Below are 21949 nucleotides of genomic sequence, written 5' to 3'. Positions count from 1 at the left end.
TCATGATGATTTTGTTGTGTGAATAATGATGTATGAAAGAAGTCTAATATCAATTCAATTTTAAGCCCTAAGTAGCTTCATCCATTTGAATCGATCAAAATCGTTTATATCAAATTAATTTAGCTAAATTATCTCCCTTCTGTCGTGGAGCTTTTACAACGAATCATTTGGTTGAAAAATTTATGATGCTCTTTGACCATATTTAAATTATTGTTTAAATCTTGACATGATCATAAGTTCTATTTGATACATTTTATAAAGTTCTTTAGCGTCAATATACCAATAAGCAAGTCTCACTCCTCTCCTTGGAAAAGTTAAGGATAAGGGGTGAATGATTTTGCACTTCGAACGATAATCTAAGTTCGTTAAAAAATGACTTATGAAAGACGTATTTTATTTACTGAATCTTAATTGGTCCGTTAGTTTAAAATGTTGAACTGCAAAATAAACCATCATGATGCACATCACCATAATCAATAAATAATATGGATAGCTTTGATTGATTTGATATAAACCTGTACTTAACAACGGTCCAACCACAAAACTAATAGCTTGCGTTGCAGTACAGAAACTCGCTACTTTGGTTTGAAATTGATTGGGTGCAGTCTGTGCTGCGCCTGTAGTGAATGCTGGAAGCAGACAGGCAACAGAGATTCCGTAAAGCACATAAGTGAGTTGGAAAACGATTAATTGATCAGTAAATAGCGTAATCATTAATGCAAGCACCATACTACTCAGACCCACCCAAAGTAATCGTTGCAAAGACCATTTTAAATATTTAGAAATCAAAATTTGCATGAAAACCAATGCTACACCCACAATCAGTGAACATTGCGCAAAGTATACTGCGACTTGTTCAACACTGACTTGAAACTTATCCTGTATATAAAAACCAGCCGTCAAATTTAAAGTCACAATTGCTAAATATAATGAAAAACCTAAACTTAACCATGGGTAACACTTTTTGATATTCCAATCAGTTTTAGCATCAACTTCAACATCAACTTGTTGATTATGATCCGCTTCGATGATTATATTTTTTATTGATTTATTATGTACTTGGTGTTGTTCTGAACCTGCAATTGAACTCGATTGATCAAACAAAAAAACAATCATCACACTCATAATGAGCAATATAATCACCGCTGCCCATAACGGCGTTAGTATCCCCCAATATAAAAGCACCGTAGTCATTAATGGACCAAGGATTAATCCTAAGCTATTTAAAGCACCAAACTTTGACATTGTTTGCGATCTTGTCTTTTCATCAGAAAAACTGGTCATCACATAACTTTGTAATGCAATTTGAGGCATTGCCATAAAAATACCGGTTGATGCCCGAGCAACCATGAGCAAAATAAATAATATGAGTAATGAAAGTTGAGTATTCAGACCGTACATTAAAATAGCTGTGAATAGCCCCCAAGTGATGGCCATTCCCACAAAACCAATACTGAGTAATTGATAAATTGAAAATTTATTTTGATGTTTTGAAATATATATCGCAGCAATGGCCATGAGCAAAGCTCCCACTGAAACCATTGCACCAGCTTGAATTTCAGACAATTTCAGTTGACGAATCAATGGCGCTAATAGTGGCAAAATCATTGAAAAACTTGCACCATTGGCCAAACTAGCCGCGATAAAGATTTTATTTTTTCTATTCGTCATTTTCTTTTATTCCAAGAATGATTCTAGTCTGTATAAGTCTGAAATATTTATATTTTAAATATTAATAATTTTTAATTAATTGATTTAAAAAGAGGTAGTTAAAACTACCTCTTGGATATGTCTATAGATTATTAATAAGCGTCATTAATACTTCAAGCTATAACTCAATCCATAGGTTCTGCCTTGCGCTGCTAAACTAGAAATAGCGCCATATACAGGTGCGACAGATTGACTATAAACCGACTTGTAGTCTGTATTCCATACATTGTAGACCCCAAATCCAACATGGCCTGGACCTGCTTTTGCATTGGCAATGACATCCATCGTCGCAAAGCCTTTTATTTCCGCAGGTGGTTTAACTTTTAGAGCATTTTCAACAGTCGTATTGAATGAATTACCATCTTTAAAAGCTTCATCAGTGCCGGCTACAGCAAGTGCTTGTACACGTAAACTCATATCGTTATCAAATTGCCATTCAGAGAATACGGTTCCTTTTAATGGTGCAACACGTGTTGCATCTAATTCCTGCCATTTACCATTTGTATTTTTAAATTGGCCTCTGGTATATGCAGCCGTTGCTCCAACTTTCCACATATTAGAAATAGGATACTGAGCATTTACCTCTAAACCATAGATACGTTCATCTGTATCAATAATTTCTATATTGTAATTTGGCGCACCTCTAAATTTCACAGATTTATCTGAATCATTGTAGAACGTACTCACGCCTAAATTTGCACCACTTTCACTTTGTAACCGCCATCCTAATTCATAGTTATTCACTTTGATTGGCTCAATATTATTACTGGTTACTACAAATGTTGCAGGAACATCGCGCAACATACGCTGTACATCTGGCAGACTGAAGCCCTGTGAAAAATTCGCAAATACTTGTTGTTGATCATTTAAATGGTATACCCCACCCATATTGAATAATGTCGCATTATGTTTAATTTTTCCACCAGCCAATGGTTTGGATTCATATCCTGCAATTGAGTCAGCAACAATGGCTTCAGGATAAGGCGTTGAATTAGATACATCGCTATCAATTCGCTCATGACGAATACCAGCCTGTAAATCAATTCGATCATTAAGCTGGTAGTCACCTTGTATAAAACCGCCTAATTTTTGAATTTTAACATCTGGACCCATTGCATAAGTTTTGGCAGGTCGATAATTCAAACCATTACTTGAAACAAATGTATTTCTGTCATAAGCCTGCCCCTCTTGAGCATTGTTTTCATTCTCAAAATCTAGACCATAACTTAGTTTTAAAGACTGATTTGAAATTTCGAAGTCTTTCTGTAATGCAAGACGTGCTCCCCAAACATCAATATCAGTATTGGATTGCATTATTACTGGCATTCCACCGCCTGGCAATGCAGCATGAGGTAGCATAATTGCTGAAGGGAACCAACGTGCTTGTTCTTTACGATAATAAGTTTCTGCTGTGAGTCCTTGCCCCATAACATCATCATGACTGTACTGAACATTGGTAGACCAACGTTCAGTATGAGGTTGATCTTGTAGTTGCAATCCATATAAAGCTTTCAAACTCGGTTGGGCACCAGCAAATAAGACGTTTAAATTTGGACCATAATCAGGCGCATAATCACTATCTTGTTTATCAAGATAATATTGCGCACCAATACTTAATCTCTGCACATCACTAATATCCCAACTTAAACGACCATTAACATCGATCGTTTCAGTATCTTGTCGATCTGTCTGCGCAATTTCAGGTCCAATACGACGTCCACGACTGTCTTGAATTTCTCCACGCTGACTAAAGTTTGCACCAAATGCGCCTTTAAGAGCGCCTTGATTAAACAATATTGATTGTGAGACTTCATAGGCCAAAGCATCAGAATTAAAATTATCGCCTGAAGTTAGACCTAGTTTTGTTTCGAAATTAATTGGATCATCTCCACCTCGCTTGGTGATGATATTAATGATGCCGCCTGTCGCTCCTGAACCATAAATACTCGTTGAACCAGAAACAACTTCGATTCTTTCAATCATTGCTGGACTGATACTGTTTAATTGACGAGAACCATCACGTGATCCAGTTTGCGGAACGCCATCAATCATGTATTGAACTACACGTCCACGCATGGTCATGCCGTAGTTAGACGTTGTACCACTGCTTGGTGTTAGTGATGGAACTAAAATACCCAGAATATCTGCCGTACTCTTACCTGCATTTGATTGTTTCTCTATTTCAACTTGATCAATGCTATAAACAGTACCTGCAATATTCGCAATACTCTTCTCAGATCTTGTTGCTGTAGTCACTATAGGTGCCAGTTTAGAAGCTGAACTAACTGTTTGACTATCGCTCTTTTTCGCTACTGTTCCTGCAACTTCATCTTGAGCATAAAGCTGAGTACAAATTGCCAATGTTAAACATGTCATTTGTAAAGGGAATGATATTTTTTTCATGATTAATCCTGAATGACTTTAGGTGTTGTGTGGGGTGTTATTTGAGTTTTTATTTTTGAAATGATTATTTGGCTGATAATGACGCTGACAATAGATGCAATGGCAAGCACTAAGTAAAAATTCCCGTAGCCCAGTGATTTTGCAAGGAAGCCCGATGCTGCTCCGCCAATGAAATACACCAATAATTCAAAACAAACGAGGATGGTAAAATCTGTTCCTGCTTGTTCTTTAGAACTGGTTTGCATGAAATAAGCGTATAAGGAGGTCATAGCGATGTAACGAATCGCCAGCATAGAGACGACAAATACACCGAGTAACAGGTGCCATTGATCTAACCAACCTAAAATGACAGCTGTACCGATTAATGCATACAAAAAAGTTCGCCCCCAACCGGCCCAAATTAATAGCTTGGTTGCATCAATTTTTTTAAGCAAAAATGCCGCCGTAACCGCAGCAAGTAAACCTACTCCTGCTCCAATCACAGACATCAACACACCGATTTGCGATAGAGACCATTTTTGATCAATTAGCATGGGGTTCAGCATGGCCATCGCAGGTGCTTCAACCACGCGATAACACACGATGAGCAACAATGCCCACAAAATCTCTTTACGCTTAAATGCTTTCTTTAAACTCGGGATGGGTTTAGAAATGGCATGTTCTTCATTGTCTTCTTTAATAAAAAATACGGCGAACATTGTCATCGCTGTCATTGCAGCTAAACATATGAGTGCCGTCTTCCAGCCATAATATTGATAAAGCCATAAGGTCGCTGCCCCACCAATCATACTGCCTAAAGCAACCCCCATACTTTGTGCCATACTGCCAAGTCGATACTCGGACTCACTCAGGCGCTCTACTGTATAGCCATCAATGGCAATATCTTGGGTAGCTGCAAAGGTTGAAATCCACAATCCCACGATGATGAATACACCTAAGCCATAATCGAACTGTGTGAGTGCCAACGCAACAACACCAAGCACTAAGGCTATCTGGGTAAACAACAACCAGGTTTTTCTTTTTCCCAATTTTTTAGAATAAAAACGATCGATATACGGTGCCCAGAAGAACTTAAAAGCCCAAGGAATATAGAGTAAGGACAACATACCAATCCAACGTAAATCGACGCCTTGATGACGAAGAATCGCTGGCAAAGCCACGTTGTAAAAATACAAGGGTAAAGCATGTGCTAAATATAAAATTACAACAACGCCCAAGCCCAATGCAGTCACTTTCTCTACAGGATGTGATGCGGTTTGCTGTTGTTTTAAATTATTTTCTACAGGTTTTATGGATGATGTCATGATTTGCATATCCACTGCTGCACAGCCCATTGCAGTGCAGAAGTTTGGTCTAAGGAAACGAAATAAGGCACTCGCCATGCACTATGCAAAGCGGGTGTATTCAAACGCACTTGATCATCTTGGTCTTGTGCAATACGCGCTAAACCCAGACAATATTTAAAAAAATCCAACTTATATTTCTTATACCAAACGGCTTGAATCTGACGATACTCGTCAGGAAATGTGGTATTCACAGCCGTCTGCATCACCAAAACAAAATATTGTTTTTTGAGAAAGAAACGTTCAAATTGACTTAGCCATTGTTCAAAATCTTCTATGCTGACCTGACCAGAAAAGCGCATATCCAAAATGTGCATGTGAGTACACAAATAACTCATAGTGCAGTCTCAGTGTGTGAAGACTGTTGTTGAGCGATTGGGTTTATGTCGCTTGAGTCTGAAGATGCATTATTCTTAATTTGGCTTTGTTGAAACTGTTGAGATTCAACAAGGAAATGACCATATTTTTGATAAAATTTATCTCTAAAACAGTAATACAGCATTGCTGTTTTTTCAGGCATCGGAATCAACCGTTGAGCTTCATAGCACAGCTCCTCGACCACAGCAGCATAAGGTTTAACTGTATGATCTGGCTCACCGACGATCTTTTCAGATTCAGCATTTTCAAAAATATAAAAACTCAATAAACGCATCACTGGACGTAAATAGCCCTTACCAAAAACAGACTTTTCCCCAAATAATAAATGCCAACCTAGATCCAAATCATCGCCTTCATAATAACGACCTAATCGATCACGCTTACCTTCATAAATTTCGGTATACCCGACATCCTCTCCATTGACCCCTACAATCAATAGTCGATGATGGTCATCAGCCAGCATGCGGTCATAGTAAACTTGTAAGTCTAATTCGGGCTTATTTAGTTGCCATTGTGGAATCACGTGCGGTTCATTCATCCATTTGTGTAACAACGGAATATCTTGCGGATATTGAACCTGACGCAAGTAAAAATGCGTCTCATTCTCATAATATTCATAAAAATCTGGTAATTGCTGTGATAATGTTTTCATCATAAGTCCTGAATTATGCGCTTAAACTTGAAGCTATTTTTTGTTGATCATCTGAGGCTGATGTATTGACAGCGGTAATATTTGACCACTTTTCTAAAGTTATGGGACTGATTGGATTTGCCATAGGATCGAGGAATACAGGCACTGGACGCTCTGCTTCATCGTTATAACTGGTGGTAAATAATCGAACTCGGTTCAAACAAATTTTTTCAAATTCTTCTCTAAACATTGCAAATTTTTGAATTCGATTTTCCAGTTCTGGATGCGCACTATGAAATTCAGCAATGACATCTGAAATGACTTGCCAAAATTCCACTTCATTCAACTCAGGATAATCTTGCAAAAATACATTACAGATATAGCGGTAATGCACGATGAACAGTCCGGTAAATATAAAGTGACTGAGTTCTAAAGCGGGATGTCGAAGTAAAATTTTGCCTTCTTCGGGCAGATCACTCAGTTCAATGAAGTCTTCATCAACCAAATTGACATCATCAATAAAGTCTTTAAGGACCAATTTTTGAGGAATGCCATTTTCATGGACTAACATGGTGTTTTCACCATGCGGAGAAAAAGCCAAACCATATTTGTACAAGCTCACCAATAAAGGTGATACACATACTTCAGCAAAACGTTTTAACCAGTCCAATGGACTCAAACCTGATGCTGTAATTAAGGTTTGTAGTATAGATTTCCCATCAATATCACGATGTAAAAGTGCGGCTTGGGAGAGCACTTTCATATGATTGGGAACATAGGCGGCTACACTTTCACGCCATAGACAACCAAAGAGCTCTTTAAACTGATAAGGAGCACCCTCAATTTGATCATAACAAGGCTGTTGTATGGTCAGCGTTGCCACTTCACCGAGGAAAATGACACCTGTTGCCTTTAAGTCTTGGTCAGTGTCGAGTTTAGATTTAAGCCATTGCGTTACCGCAGGTGCAGCTAAATTACGTTTAGACGGTAAGCCACGATAAACTGCCGTATTAAAAATACTGACCGGCAGCTTGATATAGTGTCTTTTGGGTTCTGTGATATTACATAAGGTACGAATTGACTGCATTGGTACAAAGCTGTCTTGGCTAACGCCCAGCTCAACGATACGCTGATCAACAATTTCATTACTATAGGTCGGCAACAACCATTGATGCCATTGCCATGCGTGAACAGGAATTAAAAAGTAATGCTCGCTATCTAGACCTTTTTCAAGCATGAGCTGTCTAAAGTAATTAATTTCGAACGGATCAAGCTCATGTTGATACAACGTTTTGGCTTGCCATTGATCAGTCGATCTAAACTCGGCTAAATCTTGATGAACAGCCAACCATAAGACTTTAACTTCAGGTGATAGTTCTGGAGCAGCTGATAAATAATCATCATAACCGAAGCCCATACGTCCCTTGCTCATGATGAGCCAAGGATGTCCTCTTAGCATGCCTTCAATTTTAGAATGTGATTCGCGCAGTACTGCTGAACTCGGCAAACGATTAGACTTGAATAAATGTGCCTCAGCAATCCAAGTATTATTCATTTCCTTGATTAAATACGCTTTGGTAAAAGGCTTGATTTCAGCCTGTATTGAAAATGCTGCGATAAACTCGTGCAAATTCCACGCAGGTAACGATTGATTATTCGCGATGACAACGACAGAGTTTTCTTCAATATGCCAATGCCCTAATAGATATTGATAGCCATTGAATTGATAAATATGATGCCCTAATTCAAGCTGATAACGTTGAGTTTTTCTTGAAACTGTATTTTGAGAACGATTTGAGTCCTCTGAATGACCAAGTTCAGAATTAGTCGACTCATGGCTCGCAGAGAGATCTGGAATTTTTTTTACGGTGATAATTTCTTCATATAGAAATTCTGCAATTGCCATTTCAATAAGCCGTTGCCCTGCAGCGCGCCATTCTTTTTGATTAATTTGTAAGGTTGCGAATGTCATATGCTTTTCTCATAATAAGTATGCTGCATGTTTGCGTTCTGATGCTCTGGGTACACGTGCTTTGGATGAACCTGTTCTGAATGCATCTGCTCTGAATAAACCTGCTCTGAATAAACATTAAAAGATTTCTTTTGCGCTTCACTGGCTGTTTTTTGAGGCATTAAGGCTTTTAAATGAGGTTGATACACCTGAATATGCGGATTAGATTCAGGATCAAAATGCTGGAAACACTGCGCTTGTTGCCCCACTTCATAAAGTTCACAACCCACCAGTTGATTTGCAATAATGGCAGCACGATAAGCCCCCATACCCAGATCTGGTGTTACCACGCCATGACTATGCATTTCTAAATTTTGACCAAAAATTAGTCCTTGTCCTGTGTATTTCAGTCGATAGTTTTTACTAATCATCCAATGACCATGCTCATTTTTCTCAATCAAAGGAGTCAATTGACTTAAAAAATCAAATTGTGGAGCGTGATAACCTGTGGCTGCAATAACATGATCAGCATCCAGATAGAACTCGGATCCTGTCGACTTATGCCTAAAATACAATCTGACTTTGTGATCATCGAATACCTTGGCATCGATCAATTCAGCATGTTGATGTAAATGAGTTGAAGACCGCTTTTGACCAATGGTCATGTGATACAGTTTTTGATAGATCGCTTGAATGGTTTTTGCGCTAATCCCTTTATAAAGTAGCGATTGTTCCTTCAATTGATCTTGCTTGGCGGTGTCACTCAGTTCAAAAAAGTGATTCACATAATCAGGACTGAAATGCTCTAAACCTAAAGGTGCATATTCCATTGGGAAAAAACCTGGTGATCGTGTTAACCAGTGCAAATTAAATGGAGCATGATCTGAATCTTCAACAGCCTGACGCTCAAGTAAATCTTGAAAAACTTCGGCCGCTGACTGGCCTGATCCTAAAACCACAACATTGCCCGTAAATTGATTTTTACGATGCGTCATATATTCAGCAGAATGGATACATTGAACTTGCTCAATATTTTGAATTTTTTCTAGGCACTCTGGCAGTCTTGGCACATTCCCTGGACCTATGACTAAATTACGACAGCGATAACGATGCGTAATTCCTCTTTGCTCTACAACCACCTCAAAACCCACGTCTTTAGGATAAATAGCAAGCACATTGGACTGATATTGAATGTTGTCTAATTGATCTGCAACCCATTGACAATAATGGTTATATTCACGGCGAGGAATATGACTCTGTTCTAAAAAGTAAAATTTATATAAGCGTTGTTGATGCTTTAAATAATTTAAAAAACTCAAAGGACTGGTTGGATCAACCATCGATACCAGATCTGCCATAAATGGCACTTGCAATATGGTATTGGGGAGTTGCATACCTGCATGCCAATCAAACTGAACTTTTTTTTCAAAAAATATATAAGATTTTTTTGTTTTTTGATGCAATAAACTGGCAAGACTTAAATTAAACGGCCCTAACCCTATTCCTATAAAATCAAGCATATGCTACCTCCTCGTGTTTAATCCACAAAGGATTGTTTAATTGCACATATACCGATTGCAGTTCTACTGATGCAGTAAGTTCATCTAACTCATGGAGTCGAGTCAGTAAATTGCCTTTATAAGGAATCGTTTTATTAAATAATAAACCTTGAATTAAACTACTGTTTGGATAGATTTTAAGTAACTGTTCTAACGAAGATTTTAATTCTTCCAACAATTGCTGTTCAGTAATATAGCCTGTCGCACCAATCGCATTAATGATTCCAAACAGCGTATTACCAAAGAAGTAATAACTAAATCGTTCATCAACAAAAGCTTGAGATCCAACCGCATACGCTTTATTTTTTAAGGCTGGAAATTGGCTCAGCACTTCTTTTGCCAATTCCTCGATATAGTAAAACCCTTGATTATCACGAAGCCATAATGTTTTAGGCAATCCATGTTCAAGTTCGACCAACACGTTTTGTTGATGCGCTTCAAATGCCATTCCGTATTGATGATATAAATACATTAAAGGTTTTAAGCTGATCTCCAAAAATTGCTGAAACCACGCTAAAGCAAGCTCATAACGTTCAGCTTTTTCATGCACATGATTAGATTTATTTTGTTGAATATTTTCAAAAATCGCATTAAAACGATTCAAATTCTCAGCTGGATGATCCTGACAAAGTGAAGCAATACACGTCACTTGCTGTTCTTTATCAAAAGGCTGTTCTCTAAAAATGCAAATCGTTTCATTGACGACTTGATCATCAATTTTAAGAGCAATCCAAGCAGGATCATTAACAGCTTTAAGCGTCGGACATTGCGCTAGAATATTAAGCCCGAATTGACTATGCCAAAGTTGATGTGTCATTACACCGCGATGACACTCTTTTTCTAGATTAACCCGAATCGAATTGGTGACCATGACGGACAAAGAAGGTTTTAGTTGCCACGGCGCTTCAAATGAAGCCAATGTCCTTACGGAAGTCGTAGGCGAAAATTGCCACGCTTTTTCACCCAATTCAATTAACTTATTTTTTTGTTTGAGCGATTTAAACCAATCTTTAGATTGTAAATATCGAGCTTGCCACGGATGCAACGGCAATAATTTATAATGCATATACTGATTTAAAATATTATTTTCACATTCGTTTAAATGCCATTTGATACTTTTTCTTAACGCTTCAGAAATTGGACTTTCTAGAGAACTGTCTTCAACAATATATTCAGGTGCAATTAACCAAAAATTCAATTGAGTTTTAGCTTCTGCCTCTGGTGAAAATTTCAAACAATCTTCATGAACAAAACCTGTCCTACTTTTGGGTGCAGGATGCATACTATGGCCAAGAATTAATGCTTGTTCAGACTCAATATAGTTTTGCTCGAAATCAACCAAACGATTAAATCGATCGTTCTGATCAACAGCACTTCCAGCAGCTCTTAATATTAGAAATTTCTCTAGAGCATCCCGACTTTGTATCCATCGTTCTAATAAAGAAGCTGAATCTAAGCATTGTGAATTCGTGTTTGGATCTTGCTGAATTAGATCCTCAAGCATTAACGTCGCCACTGCAACACTACTAAACGCTTGAATCCCGCCTTTGATGGACACCTTTGGCAGTTTAGCGAGGCGATGTCGCCCCACAACACTGACATAAGACAGAGGAAATAAAATTTGTGCCTGCAAGCATTCAAGTGGAATAATCAATAACGTCAAGCCTTGGCTAAACGCAATCTGTGTAGAATTTTGCTGATTCATCTCAAGTAAAAACGCTTTGTTTGTTTCTTGAGCGTATGCATTGACTAGATGTTGCATCGCCAGTCGATTGGCTAGCTTTTTCATCTGACCATTTCCTTTATTGAGTTTCAAGACGAAACCTTTGAGTTCAGTGACATTTAATTGTTTTACTGGGTACTTCTGAAAGCACGTTAATGATAATCGTTATTATTTAAAATTGCAGTATTGTTAAGATTTGCTAATGGAGTAGTAATGCAGATGCAAGTCTTTGAATAAATTAGAATGTATATCCGATATAATTTTTTCTGCTTTTAATTATTAAAATTAATGGCATTGGACTTAATGATTAATAAGGACTTTAGAATTGAAATAGTAAATATCAAATGATGAAAACAGCCTTAATTTTAAATCTTGTTCTTTGTAAAATTTAAGCCTTTGTCAAACCTGACCCTTTTTAAATTTTAAGCTCTTATAAAATCTAGGCCTTTGTAAAACCTATAAATTTGTGAAATCTAAAACCTTATAAAACTTGGATCTATGTGAAACCTGAAGCTTTCTAAAACACTCTGTCGATATTATTCCGCTAAGATATCAACAAATACTGCCCCCAACACCTGAGCTAAATTTTGAGGATCTAGGCCAATATCCAAGCCACGTTTTCCTCCACTGATATAAATTTTAGCGAATGATTCTGCCGATGCATCAATGACTGTTTTAAGACGCTTCTTCTGTCCAAGTGGACTGATCCCACCAACCAAATAACCAGTTAATCGTTCTGCATCTTTTGGGTTCGCCATCTGCAATTTTTTACAACCCAATGCATTCGCCACCTTTTTTAGATTGAGTTGATGCTCTACAGGCAATATTGCAACAAAATAGTTTTTTTCATCCGTCACCAATAACGTTTTAAACACCTCATGAACAGATAAATTTAATTTTTCAGCTGCTTCCAATCCAAAGTTTTTAACATTTGAATCATGCTCATATTCATGAATAGAATATTTAATATTATTATTTTTCAGAATCTTAGTAGCTGGTGTCATGTTGATATCAATAAGTAAAATAGACCTGAATTGATTATAAAATTTTTAAAGCAAATTGTTAATCTACTTAGGCTATATATTTTACTTGTAACTCGTGTCTGATCATGCTTAAAATCAATTAAATATAAAATTAATCACAAAAATGTCGACTATATATAAACTTAAACCACAATTTCAAAATCTTCTGCGACCACTTGTTAAGCAGTTATATCGAATCGGTGTGACTGCAAATCAAGTGACCCTCTTCGCCATGTTTGTATCTATTTTTTTGGCTTTTTATCTTTATATGCATTCCTTAGAGCAAACATCCTCTTGGATTTTATTGTTACTCCCGATATGGATGCTTATTCGTATGGCCTTGAATGCTATTGATGGCATGCTTGCAAAAGAGTTTGCTCAACAATCTCAACTGGGTGCATTTTATAATGAGTTGAGCGATGTAATATCGGATACCGCTCTTTATCTATGTTTCATCGGATTTAGTTTCATACAATCTGAATTACTTTTGATTATCGTATTCTTGGCTATTTTAAGTGAATATACGGGGGTCATGGCACCCCTGATTGGAAAAGAACGTCGCTATGATGGTCCTATGGGGAAAAGTGATAGAGCATTTTGTTTTGGACTTTTAACCACAATTATTTTTGTTTTCCCGATCATGTCAGATCACTCCGAGTACCTTATATATCTCTGTAATGGATTACTTTTTATGATGGGTTTATTGCTTGTCGTAACCATCTATAACCGAATTAAAAATAGTATAACAACAGCCATATAATTTTAAAAAATGGATTAATTTATGTATTCCAATACCCACAATACTTTTGTCTCACACGACCAAACTGAACTGTTTTACCAACATTGGCAAAGCACTGTTTCAACTCAAGAAAAACGAGCGATCTTACTGTTTCATCGTGGACATGAACATTCAGAACGTATGGCACATTTAGTCGATGAACTTTCTTTACCCGAATATGATTTTTTTGCTTGGGATGCACGTGGTCACGGTGAATCTCCTGGAGAGCGTGGAGATGCTCCAAGCTTTTCAGCATGTGTTAAAGACATTCAATACTTTGTTCAACATATACATGATAAATACGGCATTGAAGAACACAATATTGCCGTAATCGGTCAAAGTGTTGGTGCTGTTCTTGCTGCAACATGGGTGCATGATTATGCGCCTAAAATCAGAGCCTTATGTTTAGCCTCACCTGCTTTTGAAATCAAATTATATGTACCACTCGCAATACCGAGTTTAAAAGCCTTGAGCAAAGTCAAAGGCAATTTTTTCATCCAAAGCTATGTTAAATCGAGCATGCTCACGCATGATTTAGACAGAGCTAAAAGCTATGATAAAGATCCTAAAATAGCACGCTCTATTTCAGTCAGAATGCTTTTAGGGCTCTATGATGCTTCAGCCCGCATTGTCAACGATGCTCAAAATATATTTGTGCCGACGCAAGTACTTTGTTCTGGTTCAGATTTTGTGGTTCAACAAGCGCCTCAACGTGAATTCTATTTAAAGCTACCGCACCCTCAAAAAGAATTTCATATTTTAGATGGCTTTTTTCATGACACTTTAGGTGAAAAAAATCGCAAAGTTGCAATAGATAAAATCCGTCGATTCATACAACAGTCTTTTGCCAATCCATACCTAGCAGTAGATCTACTCAATGCCGATAAAATTGGTCCGAGCTGTGCAACTGCTGAGAATTTAAGTTCGGCTCTACCGAAAAAATCAATCAAGAATATATTTTGGCAGCTCACCAAAAGCAACCTCAAAATAGGCAGTAAAATCTCTACAGGCTTAAAAATTGGTGAAGATACAGGTTACGACTCAGGGAGCACACTAGATTTTGTCTATCGAAATCAAAGTGAAAGCACCAATCCACTGGGTAAGATTATTGATCGACAATATTTGAATGCAATTGGCTGGCGTGGTATTCGTGCCAGAAAATTAAATATTGAAAACTTATTAGAAAAATATGCTCAAGTACTCATACAAAAACGTAAACCACTCAGAATTTTAGATATTGCTTCTGGACATGGCCGTTATATTCTAGATGCTGTCGATAAACTACCTAAACGCCCTGATTCTATTTTATTACGTGATTATAGTGATATTAATGTTAATGCTGGCCAAGCGATGGTTGCCCAACGGGGTTTAACTGATATTGCTCAATTCATTCAAGCAGATGCTTTTGATAAACAATCTTTAGCCTCTATCAGTCCAAAACCAACGCTGGCTGTAGTTTCAGGATTATATGAACTATTTAGTGATAATGATTTGCTGGCTCAATCCTTGGAAGGTTTATCAAAAGCAATTTCCAAAGGGGGTTTTCTGATCTACACAGGACAAATTTGGCATCCTCAACAAGAGTTTATCGCACGTGCGCTCACTTCACATCGCGAGGGAGATGCTTGGGTAATGCGTTTGCGCTCCCAAGCTGAAATGGATGCTTTAGTTGAACGTGTTGGCTTTAAAAAAGTGGATCAGTGTATTGATGAATTTGGAATCTTTACCGTGTCTGTCGCTCAGAAAATTTAACTTTATAATGAAACAAATGAAATCTAAGTCAGGTTACATCTTTATCTGACTTGGTTTATTTATTAAAAACCAGCTTCAATTGAATTTAAAAAAAAGCGCTTCCTCATCATAATTGAGTGAAATATAAGAGACTGATATATGCAAATTTTAGAAAAACAGTCTGGAACATGGAAATTGGGATTACTCTGCTTAGTTGTACTCGCCCCTTTTTTCTTTATTACTTATGGATTTGCAAATCAATATGCAGCGAATTTAACGGAAGTTGCTTTTATTGTATTTGACTGGGAAAAGCATATTCCTTTATGGTCTTGGACGATTGTACCCTATTGGTCTATCGATCTATTTTATGGGCTCTCCTTACTGATCTGTTGGAATAAATTTGAACTCAAGCAACATGCACTTAGACTATTTTCCGCTCAAATCATTTCAATCAGTTGTTTTTTGCTTTTTCCTCTAAAATTTACTTTTGAACGTCCTGAATTGAGTGGTTTCTTTGGTCTATGGTTTGATGTATTGATGGGTTTTGACAAACCGTTTAATCAAGCCCCTTCCTTGCATATCGTTTTACTGATCATTCTCTGGGATTTTTTTCGTAGACATGTGCATGGTCACTGGAAATACGGAGTTGATTTTTGGGCATTTTTAATTGGCGTTTCAGTATTAACCACATGGCAACATCACTTCATTGATATTCCGACAGGAATACTGGTAGGTGCATTCTGTGTCTGGTTATTCCCACTTGAGGTACGCTCTCCATTCAAAAAACAGAAAGGACTAAAGCTCAGTCCAAAACATTTGAAAATGGGTGTTTTATATCTATTAGGATCTATTTTATTTGCCTTAATTGCCTTTATTTTTAAAGGGATATTTTTATGGTTACTTTATCCTGCATTTACTTTATTAATGGTTTCGATGGCTTATGTATGCGTACGCCCACATTTTTTTCAAAAAAAGAACAATGGTCAAATGACTGCTGCTGCATTTATTTTATTCGCACCATATATATGCGCAGCTTGGTTAAACAGTCGATTATGGACGCATCAACACCCTGAAGATTCTTTTATTATTAACATTGAAAATCGTGAAATACATTTAGGGCGTATTCCACAACAAAAAAATCTTATGAATTATCAGGGTATTTTTGACTGCTGCTCTGAACTTCCAATTGCATATTTAGGAGATAAAATAAAAAACTATAATCAATATTTGAGTTTAGATTTAATTCCAATTTATGCTGATCAACTCGATATTGCTGTTACTCAATTTGATCAGTTATTCAAACACACCCAGCAACTTAATGATCAAAATGATTCAAAAATTCTCATCTTTTGTGCATTAGGTTATTCACGAAGTACATCCGTTTTATGCGCCTGGTTAATCAAACATCAGTATGCTCATAATGCAGAGCAAGCGTTTGAGATTGTTCAGAAAGGCAGACCATGGATCGTTTTAAATACAGTTCAGATTCAACAACTCAATTTATTTAAGTTGAAACTGAATGGACTTGCACCATGAAAATTAACTTTTATGTTCTATCTAAACTACTCGCATCGACCTCAAGTTTAATCACAGCTGGTTATTTCATGTTTGGCTTGTCTATATTGGCGCTTATGCATCTACAAGAGTGCTCTCAACTCAACATATTCATTCTTATGCTATGGATATTTTTGCTTATCGGGATTCATCATTATATTTATATTCGAGTTAAATTTGATTCTGATTTGCTGATTATGATGCATACTGAAGCAGAGTATCAAAGTCTACAGAAATCGACATTTGAATTAGATCAAAGTCTGGTTTTATTCAATTTAATGCCCAGTGCAAAGACAGATCGTGATTGGCAAATTCGTTTCAAAGGCTGTTTAAAACTTTTTAAAATACAAATATTCATTTTGGTTTTACAAGCAGTCTCACTCTTCAGTGTGCTGATGATTCATAAATTATAGATCCATAAATTATAAATGAGCCCGATTTCAATGAAATATGCGATTCAAGAGCAGAAGAAACAAAAAATTTTGCTCAAAAAGAAAAATATCATCGTCGATCTATGTGGACGGTTTATTGCATTTATCACACGTCGAAGTGCCCGGTTATTGACTGGGGCACGCAGCATTTGGCTGGGGTGTAAACCTGAACATAAGCAACGTATTTTTTACGCTAACCATAATAGTCATATCGACTTCATTTTATTATGGTCATCTTTACCAACGGATATTAGAAGAAAAACACGGCCAATTGCAGCCTCGGATTACTGGATGAAAGATCGTCTTAGACGTTTTTTAATCCAAGATACTTTTTCAGGTGTCACCATACAACGAAACCGAGAAGGACAGAATGATCCTCTACAACCTGTAAAGGATGTATTGGCTCAAGAGTATTCTATTATTTTCTTTCCCGAAGGCACACGTAATTTAGAAGATGATGTTGATCTTTTAGAGTTTAAAAGTGGGCTGTTTCATTTATCTCAACAATTTCCCGATGTTGAAGTAGTTCCGGTTTGGATTTCAAACTTAAAACGTGTCATGCCTAAAGGCGCAATTATTCCATTACCATTATTATCCACTGTGGTGTTTGGAAAACCTTTAAATAAGAATGAACATACAGATAAAGTGGCTTTTTTAAATTATGCCCAAAATGAGTTACTAAAATTAAAAGAGGTCGAAAATCAATGACACTCAACAACCTTCACCAAACCTATATTCTCTTTGGAATTTTTTCGGCTATTTTGGTTTTTGCCTCAACGGTTGGATATATTTTAAAACAAAAAGCAGGAACGTCATCTGCACCTGTTATAGACAATTTAAATGCTCGTATCAATGCTTGGTGGGTCATGCTGATTGTTATTGGTACAGCGATCCTTCTAGGTAATATTGCATTTATTATTTTATTTGCGTTGATTTCTCTCTTTGCATTACGAGAATTTATTAGTTTATTGCCCACTCGACGTGGTGATTATTTTCCACTGTTGATTGCATTTTATTTCGTCATCCCTTATCAGTATTATTTGGTTTATATCGACTGGTATGGGCTGTATTCACTATTTATTCCGCTTTATGTGTTTTTACTTATTCCGATCGCCAGTTTAAAACAAGAAGATACAACACATTTCTTAGAGCGTAGTGCAAAGATTCAATGGGGACTCATGATCAGTGTCTTCTGTATTTCTCATGTTCCTGCACTACTCAATTTAAAATTGAAAAATTTTGATGGTGAACCTATATGGCTTGCTATTTGGCTAATTATGGTTGTTCAAGCCTCCGATGTACTGCAATACGTCTGCGGTAAAATTTTTGGTAAGCATAAAATTGCGCCTATTCTTTCGCCCTCAAAGACCATAGAAGGTTTAGTCGGCGGTATCGTTTTGGCATCTGCCCTTGGTGTTGCAATGTCTTGGCTAACACCCTTTACTTATTTAGAATCTGCTTTTATTGGCTTTATTGTCTGTATTTTTGGTTTCTTTGGTGGATTGGTGATGTCTGCAATTAAACGAGACCGAGGCGTTAAAGATTGGGGTCAGCTGATTCATGGTCATGGTGGAATGCTCGATCGTATCGACTCCATATGTTTCTCTGCACCCATTTTTTTCCATATTTTACGCTATTGGTGGTCTTAGATTTTTATGAAGTTAAATATCCTAAACCTGAATTTCAGCTGTATATTAATGAAGCATTAACGGACATCATTTGTAGATTTAAGCGTACACGATCAGTAGAAAAACTTTATTTTTGATATTTTAAAATTAACCTATTCTATGGATATGAAGAACAGGAAGTTCTAGAAACACTAAACAAATATTCTAAGTTTCATCATCAATATGTGTAATACGACTCAAGTGATACATAAAGATGCCTAAAAAAGTGAAAGCTCAATCGCTCTGATTGAGCTTTTACTTTTTTAGGTATAAAAATGAGAAAACACATAAGATTTACAAAATCACCCATTATTGCGTGAGTATATACTTGACCCTCAGTGCATTGCTAATTAACATCTTTGCGTATATTACAGTTAAATTTTGGATTATATTTTGTTGAATAAACACCATTTTTCACTTATTAAAGCAAATAATAAACCTTCAACTTTTTTTTCATTGAAAACAATCCTTTTGATAGGTAGTGTGCTCATCTTTACAGGATGTTCTTCACTTGGTGGTGGTTCTGTTCAAAAGAGAGCAGCAAAACTATCCAATGGCATTCAAAAAGCATACTCCGTTTCTCCAGCAACTGCCAATCGTGTATCACCAATGATTGTACAAAGTGCACAACGGTATGATGTTGATCCCTTATTACTTGCAGCGATGATTCAACAAGAGTCCAGTTATCGTAGTCATGTTGTTTCCTCTGCAGGAGCAGTCGGTTTGACACAGGTTATGCCGCGTTACTGGCAACAAACCTGTCCAGGTGATCTTTTCCAAGAGAACATTAATATCAACTGTGGTACATTTATTTTAGCTAAATATAATCAATCTGCAGGAAGCTGGAAAAAAGCTTTAGCTTATTATAATGTTGGTCCAACAGGCTACAATACCAATCGAAAAATGAAGCGACAAGGTAAAAAATATGCCAATCAAGTTAAATCACGTAAAAATGATTTAAAAGGCGCATTATAATTTTCTTACTGTTAAATTCATTCTAAAGTAAAGCTCCATTATTCAAATTGAGCTTTATTTTAATTCTATGATTTACACTAGATCTCTTTCATAAGTAGAAAAATGATTATTGATTGGCCATAAAATGATATGTAAAAATCCCTTCTCCTTTGGGAGAAGGTTAGGATGAGGAATTACTCATGATGAGTCTATTATTTGAATAATGACTTTTGAAATAAATCTACTTTTGACTTAATAGATTTTTATTATCTTTAAAATCAATATTTATCAACGAATTATGATAAACAATCGAGTTAATTCTACAGTATGAATTTTTAATATTCATAAATTATTATATCGTGTAAATTTTAAAAAATATAAAAAAGAAGAGACATTAAATATAACCAATCTAAAGTCTCTTCTTTATTTTCTATAAATTAAGTCTAAATAACAGTCATTAATATAAAATATATAGAAATTAATAGAGTGATTTTGGCAATTTAATCTGAATGATTTCATTATCATCAGCTAGATTTTTGTTACGACCAGATGATCCGGGGAAATTATTGTCATTAAAAATCGTTAATGTCGTTGCATCTTCAATAATTAAATCCTCAATCGTTTGGAATGGAAAACCAAAACGTTGTCCTGTAGCAATATCACCTTCACGTGGCGTACCGTAAAGTAAATCTGGATTCGCGATATCCATCAAATCTACTATTTCTTCTCGTGCTACATCTTTGCCTGATCCATTAAACGATATTTTGATTAACTTCTTATGCCCTCCTAAGTTATTTTCACTATCATCACGTTCAATAATTACGCCTTCATTTTCACTATAAAGCTGAAAATCACCAATCGCCGTTGCTTTAGTATCTAGAGTGAATAGGTAGTATTGTCCAGTATATTTTTTAGTTTTTAAATCAAATTGAGAAATAATCAACTTACCTGTTTTATCATTGCTCAATGGTTTTTCTAAAATAGGATATAAGTACTTCCCGTCTTTTGAAATTGCCATACCTTCAAAACCACCACTACGCTGAACTAACGGTTCTACAAAATTAACTGCTTCTTTATTCAGTTGGTTTTGTGGAGATCTTAATTCTTGATCTTTAACATAAGGATTTGGCAAAGCAATTGGAGCATCTAATAAAACTCCGTCTTTATCAAAATGAAGTAGATATGGTCCAAACTCATCGCCAATCCAGAAACTACCATCAGCTTCACGCTGTAATGATTCAGGATCAAAATCTGCGCCAGTTAGCAAACGTTCGGTTGTATTCTGATTTACAATTTCAAATGGGACTAATTTATTAGGATCGCGTAGTTGAATAAATTTCATGACTTCAACGTCTGCTGACCCTTTAGCTTTGGTTTTAAAATCTGGTTTAATTTGATAAATACGCAATAAAAAATCTGATGAATTATCTTGTGCACCAAAACCATTATCAGCCATCGCCATATAAGTTCCATCTGCATTTTTTAGTGCCGCAGAAAAACCTTGTACAGGCTGTCCTGGGAATGGTGGTAAAATACCATTGGCACCTTTAACTGCAAGACCTGATTCTGGACCATCTGCATAAGTTGCTACATTTAATTTTGCAAAAGAAATTAATGTTGGAACTGAGACAGCAGGACTAGGAGAAACCACTCCTACGTCATCAGAATCATCATTACATCCGACCAAGGCCATTAAACTTAAGGCTAAAACTGAACCGTAAAATTTTTTCATAATAGATCTTTTAATGATTTAAATATCACATTAAACACAAATAAAGTGACACAATGACGTAGGTTTTATGACAAATTCATGTCACTTTCTTCTGATATATCATATGATTATCAACTTTTTATTTTTTGAAGTTTTAATATTAGTCTACCCTTTATTAGAAACTTTCTTTTCTAATCTTTTTTCTTTCTTTATCTCGCGCATAAAAAACACCCCCAGCTTAACGGCTGGGGGTGTTTTAGAATTAATGAGCTGGCGATGACTTACTCTCACATGGGTAACCCCACACTACCATCAGCGCGAAGAGGTTTCACTTCTGAGTTCGGGAAGGGATCAGGTGGTTCACTCTTGCTATTGTCGCCAGCACAACTGTTTATGGATACTT

At 36.4% G+C, this 21949-nt stretch carries 17 protein-coding genes and 1 rRNA gene; 7 read left to right on the top strand and 11 right to left on the bottom strand.

Annotation, left to right across the window (positions count from 1 at the left end):
* Nucleotides 1-393 precede the first annotated feature (393 nt).
* The 9 genes from V5M36_RS07785 to ybaK all read right to left on the bottom strand — a co-directional run bounded on the left by V5M36_RS07785 (nt 394) and on the right by ybaK (nt 12702).
* On the bottom strand, nt 394-1671 hold the full coding sequence (locus V5M36_RS07785; RefSeq protein WP_338563827.1) for an MFS transporter: 1278 nt from the start codon (nt 1669-1671) through the stop codon (nt 394-396).
* 144 nt (nt 1672-1815) lie between these two features.
* Nucleotides 1816-4113, bottom strand: a complete 2298-nt coding sequence (locus V5M36_RS07780) for a TonB-dependent receptor (RefSeq protein ID WP_338563824.1) — start codon at nt 4111-4113, stop codon at nt 1816-1818.
* A 2-nt stretch (nt 4114-4115) separates the two neighbouring features.
* Entirely contained in the window at nt 4116-5417 is a 1302-nt protein-coding gene (locus tag V5M36_RS07775) for an MFS transporter (protein ID WP_338563822.1), read from the bottom strand.
* Complete coding sequence (locus V5M36_RS07770; RefSeq protein ID WP_338563819.1) at nt 5414-5794, bottom strand: hypothetical protein; 381 nt, start codon at nt 5792-5794, stop codon at nt 5414-5416. Before V5M36_RS07770 ends, V5M36_RS07775 begins: the two co-directional genes overlap by 4 nt.
* Complete coding sequence (locus V5M36_RS07765) at nt 5791-6486, bottom strand: GNAT family N-acetyltransferase (RefSeq protein ID WP_338563816.1); 696 nt, start codon at nt 6484-6486, stop codon at nt 5791-5793. The genes V5M36_RS07770 and V5M36_RS07765 overlap by 4 nt, the downstream gene beginning before the upstream one ends.
* Nucleotides 6487-6499: 13 nt before the next feature.
* Complete coding sequence (locus V5M36_RS07760) at nt 6500-8437, bottom strand: IucA/IucC family protein (RefSeq protein ID WP_338563814.1); 1938 nt, start codon at nt 8435-8437, stop codon at nt 6500-6502.
* Nucleotides 8434-9936, bottom strand: a complete 1503-nt coding sequence (locus V5M36_RS07755; RefSeq protein ID WP_338563811.1) for a lysine N(6)-hydroxylase/L-ornithine N(5)-oxygenase family protein — start codon at nt 9934-9936, stop codon at nt 8434-8436. Before V5M36_RS07755 ends, V5M36_RS07760 begins: the two co-directional genes overlap by 4 nt.
* Entirely contained in the window at nt 9929-11764 is a 1836-nt protein-coding gene (locus tag V5M36_RS07750; protein ID WP_338563809.1) for an IucA/IucC family protein, read from the bottom strand. Before V5M36_RS07750 ends, V5M36_RS07755 begins: the two co-directional genes overlap by 8 nt.
* 470 nt (nt 11765-12234) lie before the next feature.
* Nucleotides 12235-12702, bottom strand: a complete 468-nt coding sequence (gene ybaK / locus V5M36_RS07745; protein ID WP_338563807.1) for a Cys-tRNA(Pro) deacylase — start codon at nt 12700-12702, stop codon at nt 12235-12237.
* A gap of 142 nt (nt 12703-12844) precedes the next feature.
* On the opposite strand from ybaK, the gene V5M36_RS07740 reads away from it, so the two are divergent.
* The 7 genes from V5M36_RS07740 to V5M36_RS07710 all read left to right on the top strand — a co-directional run bounded on the left by V5M36_RS07740 (nt 12845) and on the right by V5M36_RS07710 (nt 19856).
* A complete protein-coding gene (locus tag V5M36_RS07740; RefSeq protein WP_338563804.1) occupies nt 12845-13480 on the top strand; it encodes a CDP-alcohol phosphatidyltransferase family protein in 636 nt (211 codons plus the stop codon).
* 21 nt (nt 13481-13501) lie between these two features.
* Entirely contained in the window at nt 13502-15250 is a 1749-nt protein-coding gene (locus tag V5M36_RS07735) for a bifunctional alpha/beta hydrolase/class I SAM-dependent methyltransferase (protein ID WP_338563801.1), read from the top strand.
* Nucleotides 15251-15388: 138 nt separating this feature from the next.
* Nucleotides 15389-16765, top strand: a complete 1377-nt coding sequence (locus tag V5M36_RS07730) for a phosphatase PAP2/dual specificity phosphatase family protein (RefSeq protein ID WP_338563799.1) — start codon at nt 15389-15391, stop codon at nt 16763-16765.
* Nucleotides 16762-17196: a hypothetical protein gene (locus V5M36_RS07725; protein WP_338563797.1), complete on the top strand. Its 435-nt coding sequence runs from the start codon at nt 16762-16764 to the stop codon at nt 17194-17196. Before V5M36_RS07730 ends, V5M36_RS07725 begins: the two co-directional genes overlap by 4 nt.
* A 30-nt stretch (nt 17197-17226) precedes the next feature.
* Nucleotides 17227-17922, top strand: coding sequence for a lysophospholipid acyltransferase family protein (locus tag V5M36_RS07720; protein WP_338563793.1), 696 nt, complete (start codon nt 17227-17229; stop codon nt 17920-17922).
* Entirely contained in the window at nt 17919-18863 is a 945-nt protein-coding gene (locus tag V5M36_RS07715) for a phosphatidate cytidylyltransferase (RefSeq protein WP_338563791.1), read from the top strand. The genes V5M36_RS07720 and V5M36_RS07715 overlap by 4 nt, the downstream gene beginning before the upstream one ends.
* 492 nt (nt 18864-19355) lie before the next feature.
* On the top strand, nt 19356-19856 hold the full coding sequence (locus V5M36_RS07710; RefSeq protein ID WP_445206328.1) for a lytic transglycosylase domain-containing protein: 501 nt from the start codon (nt 19356-19358) through the stop codon (nt 19854-19856).
* Nucleotides 19857-20313: 457 nt separating this feature from the next.
* Here the strand turns inward: V5M36_RS07710 and V5M36_RS07705 are convergent, their stop codons facing one another.
* Both V5M36_RS07705 and rrf read right to left on the bottom strand, forming a co-directional pair.
* Nucleotides 20314-21567, bottom strand: coding sequence for an esterase-like activity of phytase family protein (locus V5M36_RS07705; RefSeq protein ID WP_338563786.1), 1254 nt, complete (start codon nt 21565-21567; stop codon nt 20314-20316).
* Between the two features lie 247 nt (nt 21568-21814).
* Nucleotides 21815-21929, bottom strand: a 5S ribosomal RNA gene (rrf, locus tag V5M36_RS07700).
* Nucleotides 21930-21949 lie beyond the last annotated feature (20 nt).

It is taken from the genome of Acinetobacter sp. KS-LM10 (genome assembly GCF_036896575.1).
GTDB classification, from domain to species: Bacteria; Pseudomonadota; Gammaproteobacteria; order Pseudomonadales; family Moraxellaceae; genus Acinetobacter; species Acinetobacter avistercoris.
Note: the sequence above shows the minus strand (reverse complement) of the source record. Positions and strands in the feature narration are given on the sequence as shown.

Coding starts and splice junctions, on each gene's coding strand:
- ybaK (WP_338563807.1), bottom strand. CDS start 12,702: ATGACACCAGCTACTAAGATTCTGAAAAATAATAATATTAAATATTCT.
- V5M36_RS07720 (WP_338563793.1), top strand. CDS start 17,227: ATGAAATATGCGATTCAAGAGCAGAAGAAACAAAAAATTTTGCTCAAA.
- V5M36_RS07760 (WP_338563814.1), bottom strand. CDS start 8,437: ATGACATTCGCAACCTTACAAATTAATCAAAAAGAATGGCGCGCTGCA.
- V5M36_RS07730 (WP_338563799.1), top strand. CDS start 15,389: ATGCAAATTTTAGAAAAACAGTCTGGAACATGGAAATTGGGATTACTC.
- V5M36_RS07755 (WP_338563811.1), bottom strand. CDS start 9,936: ATGCTTGATTTTATAGGAATAGGGTTAGGGCCGTTTAATTTAAGTCTT.
- V5M36_RS07775 (WP_338563822.1), bottom strand. CDS start 5,417: ATGACATCATCCATAAAACCTGTAGAAAATAATTTAAAACAACAGCAA.
- V5M36_RS07780 (WP_338563824.1), bottom strand. CDS start 4,113: ATGAAAAAAATATCATTCCCTTTACAAATGACATGTTTAACATTGGCA.
- V5M36_RS07735 (WP_338563801.1), top strand. CDS start 13,502: ATGTATTCCAATACCCACAATACTTTTGTCTCACACGACCAAACTGAA.
- V5M36_RS07770 (WP_338563819.1), bottom strand. CDS start 5,794: ATGAGTTATTTGTGTACTCACATGCACATTTTGGATATGCGCTTTTCT.
- V5M36_RS07765 (WP_338563816.1), bottom strand. CDS start 6,486: ATGAAAACATTATCACAGCAATTACCAGATTTTTATGAATATTATGAG.
- V5M36_RS07785 (WP_338563827.1), bottom strand. CDS start 1,671: ATGACGAATAGAAAAAATAAAATCTTTATCGCGGCTAGTTTGGCCAAT.
- V5M36_RS07715 (WP_338563791.1), top strand. CDS start 17,919: ATGACACTCAACAACCTTCACCAAACCTATATTCTCTTTGGAATTTTT.
- V5M36_RS07725 (WP_338563797.1), top strand. CDS start 16,762: ATGAAAATTAACTTTTATGTTCTATCTAAACTACTCGCATCGACCTCA.
- V5M36_RS07705 (WP_338563786.1), bottom strand. CDS start 21,567: ATGAAAAAATTTTACGGTTCAGTTTTAGCCTTAAGTTTAATGGCCTTG.
- V5M36_RS07740 (WP_338563804.1), top strand. CDS start 12,845: ATGTCGACTATATATAAACTTAAACCACAATTTCAAAATCTTCTGCGA.
- V5M36_RS07750 (WP_338563809.1), bottom strand. CDS start 11,764: ATGAAAAAGCTAGCCAATCGACTGGCGATGCAACATCTAGTCAATGCA.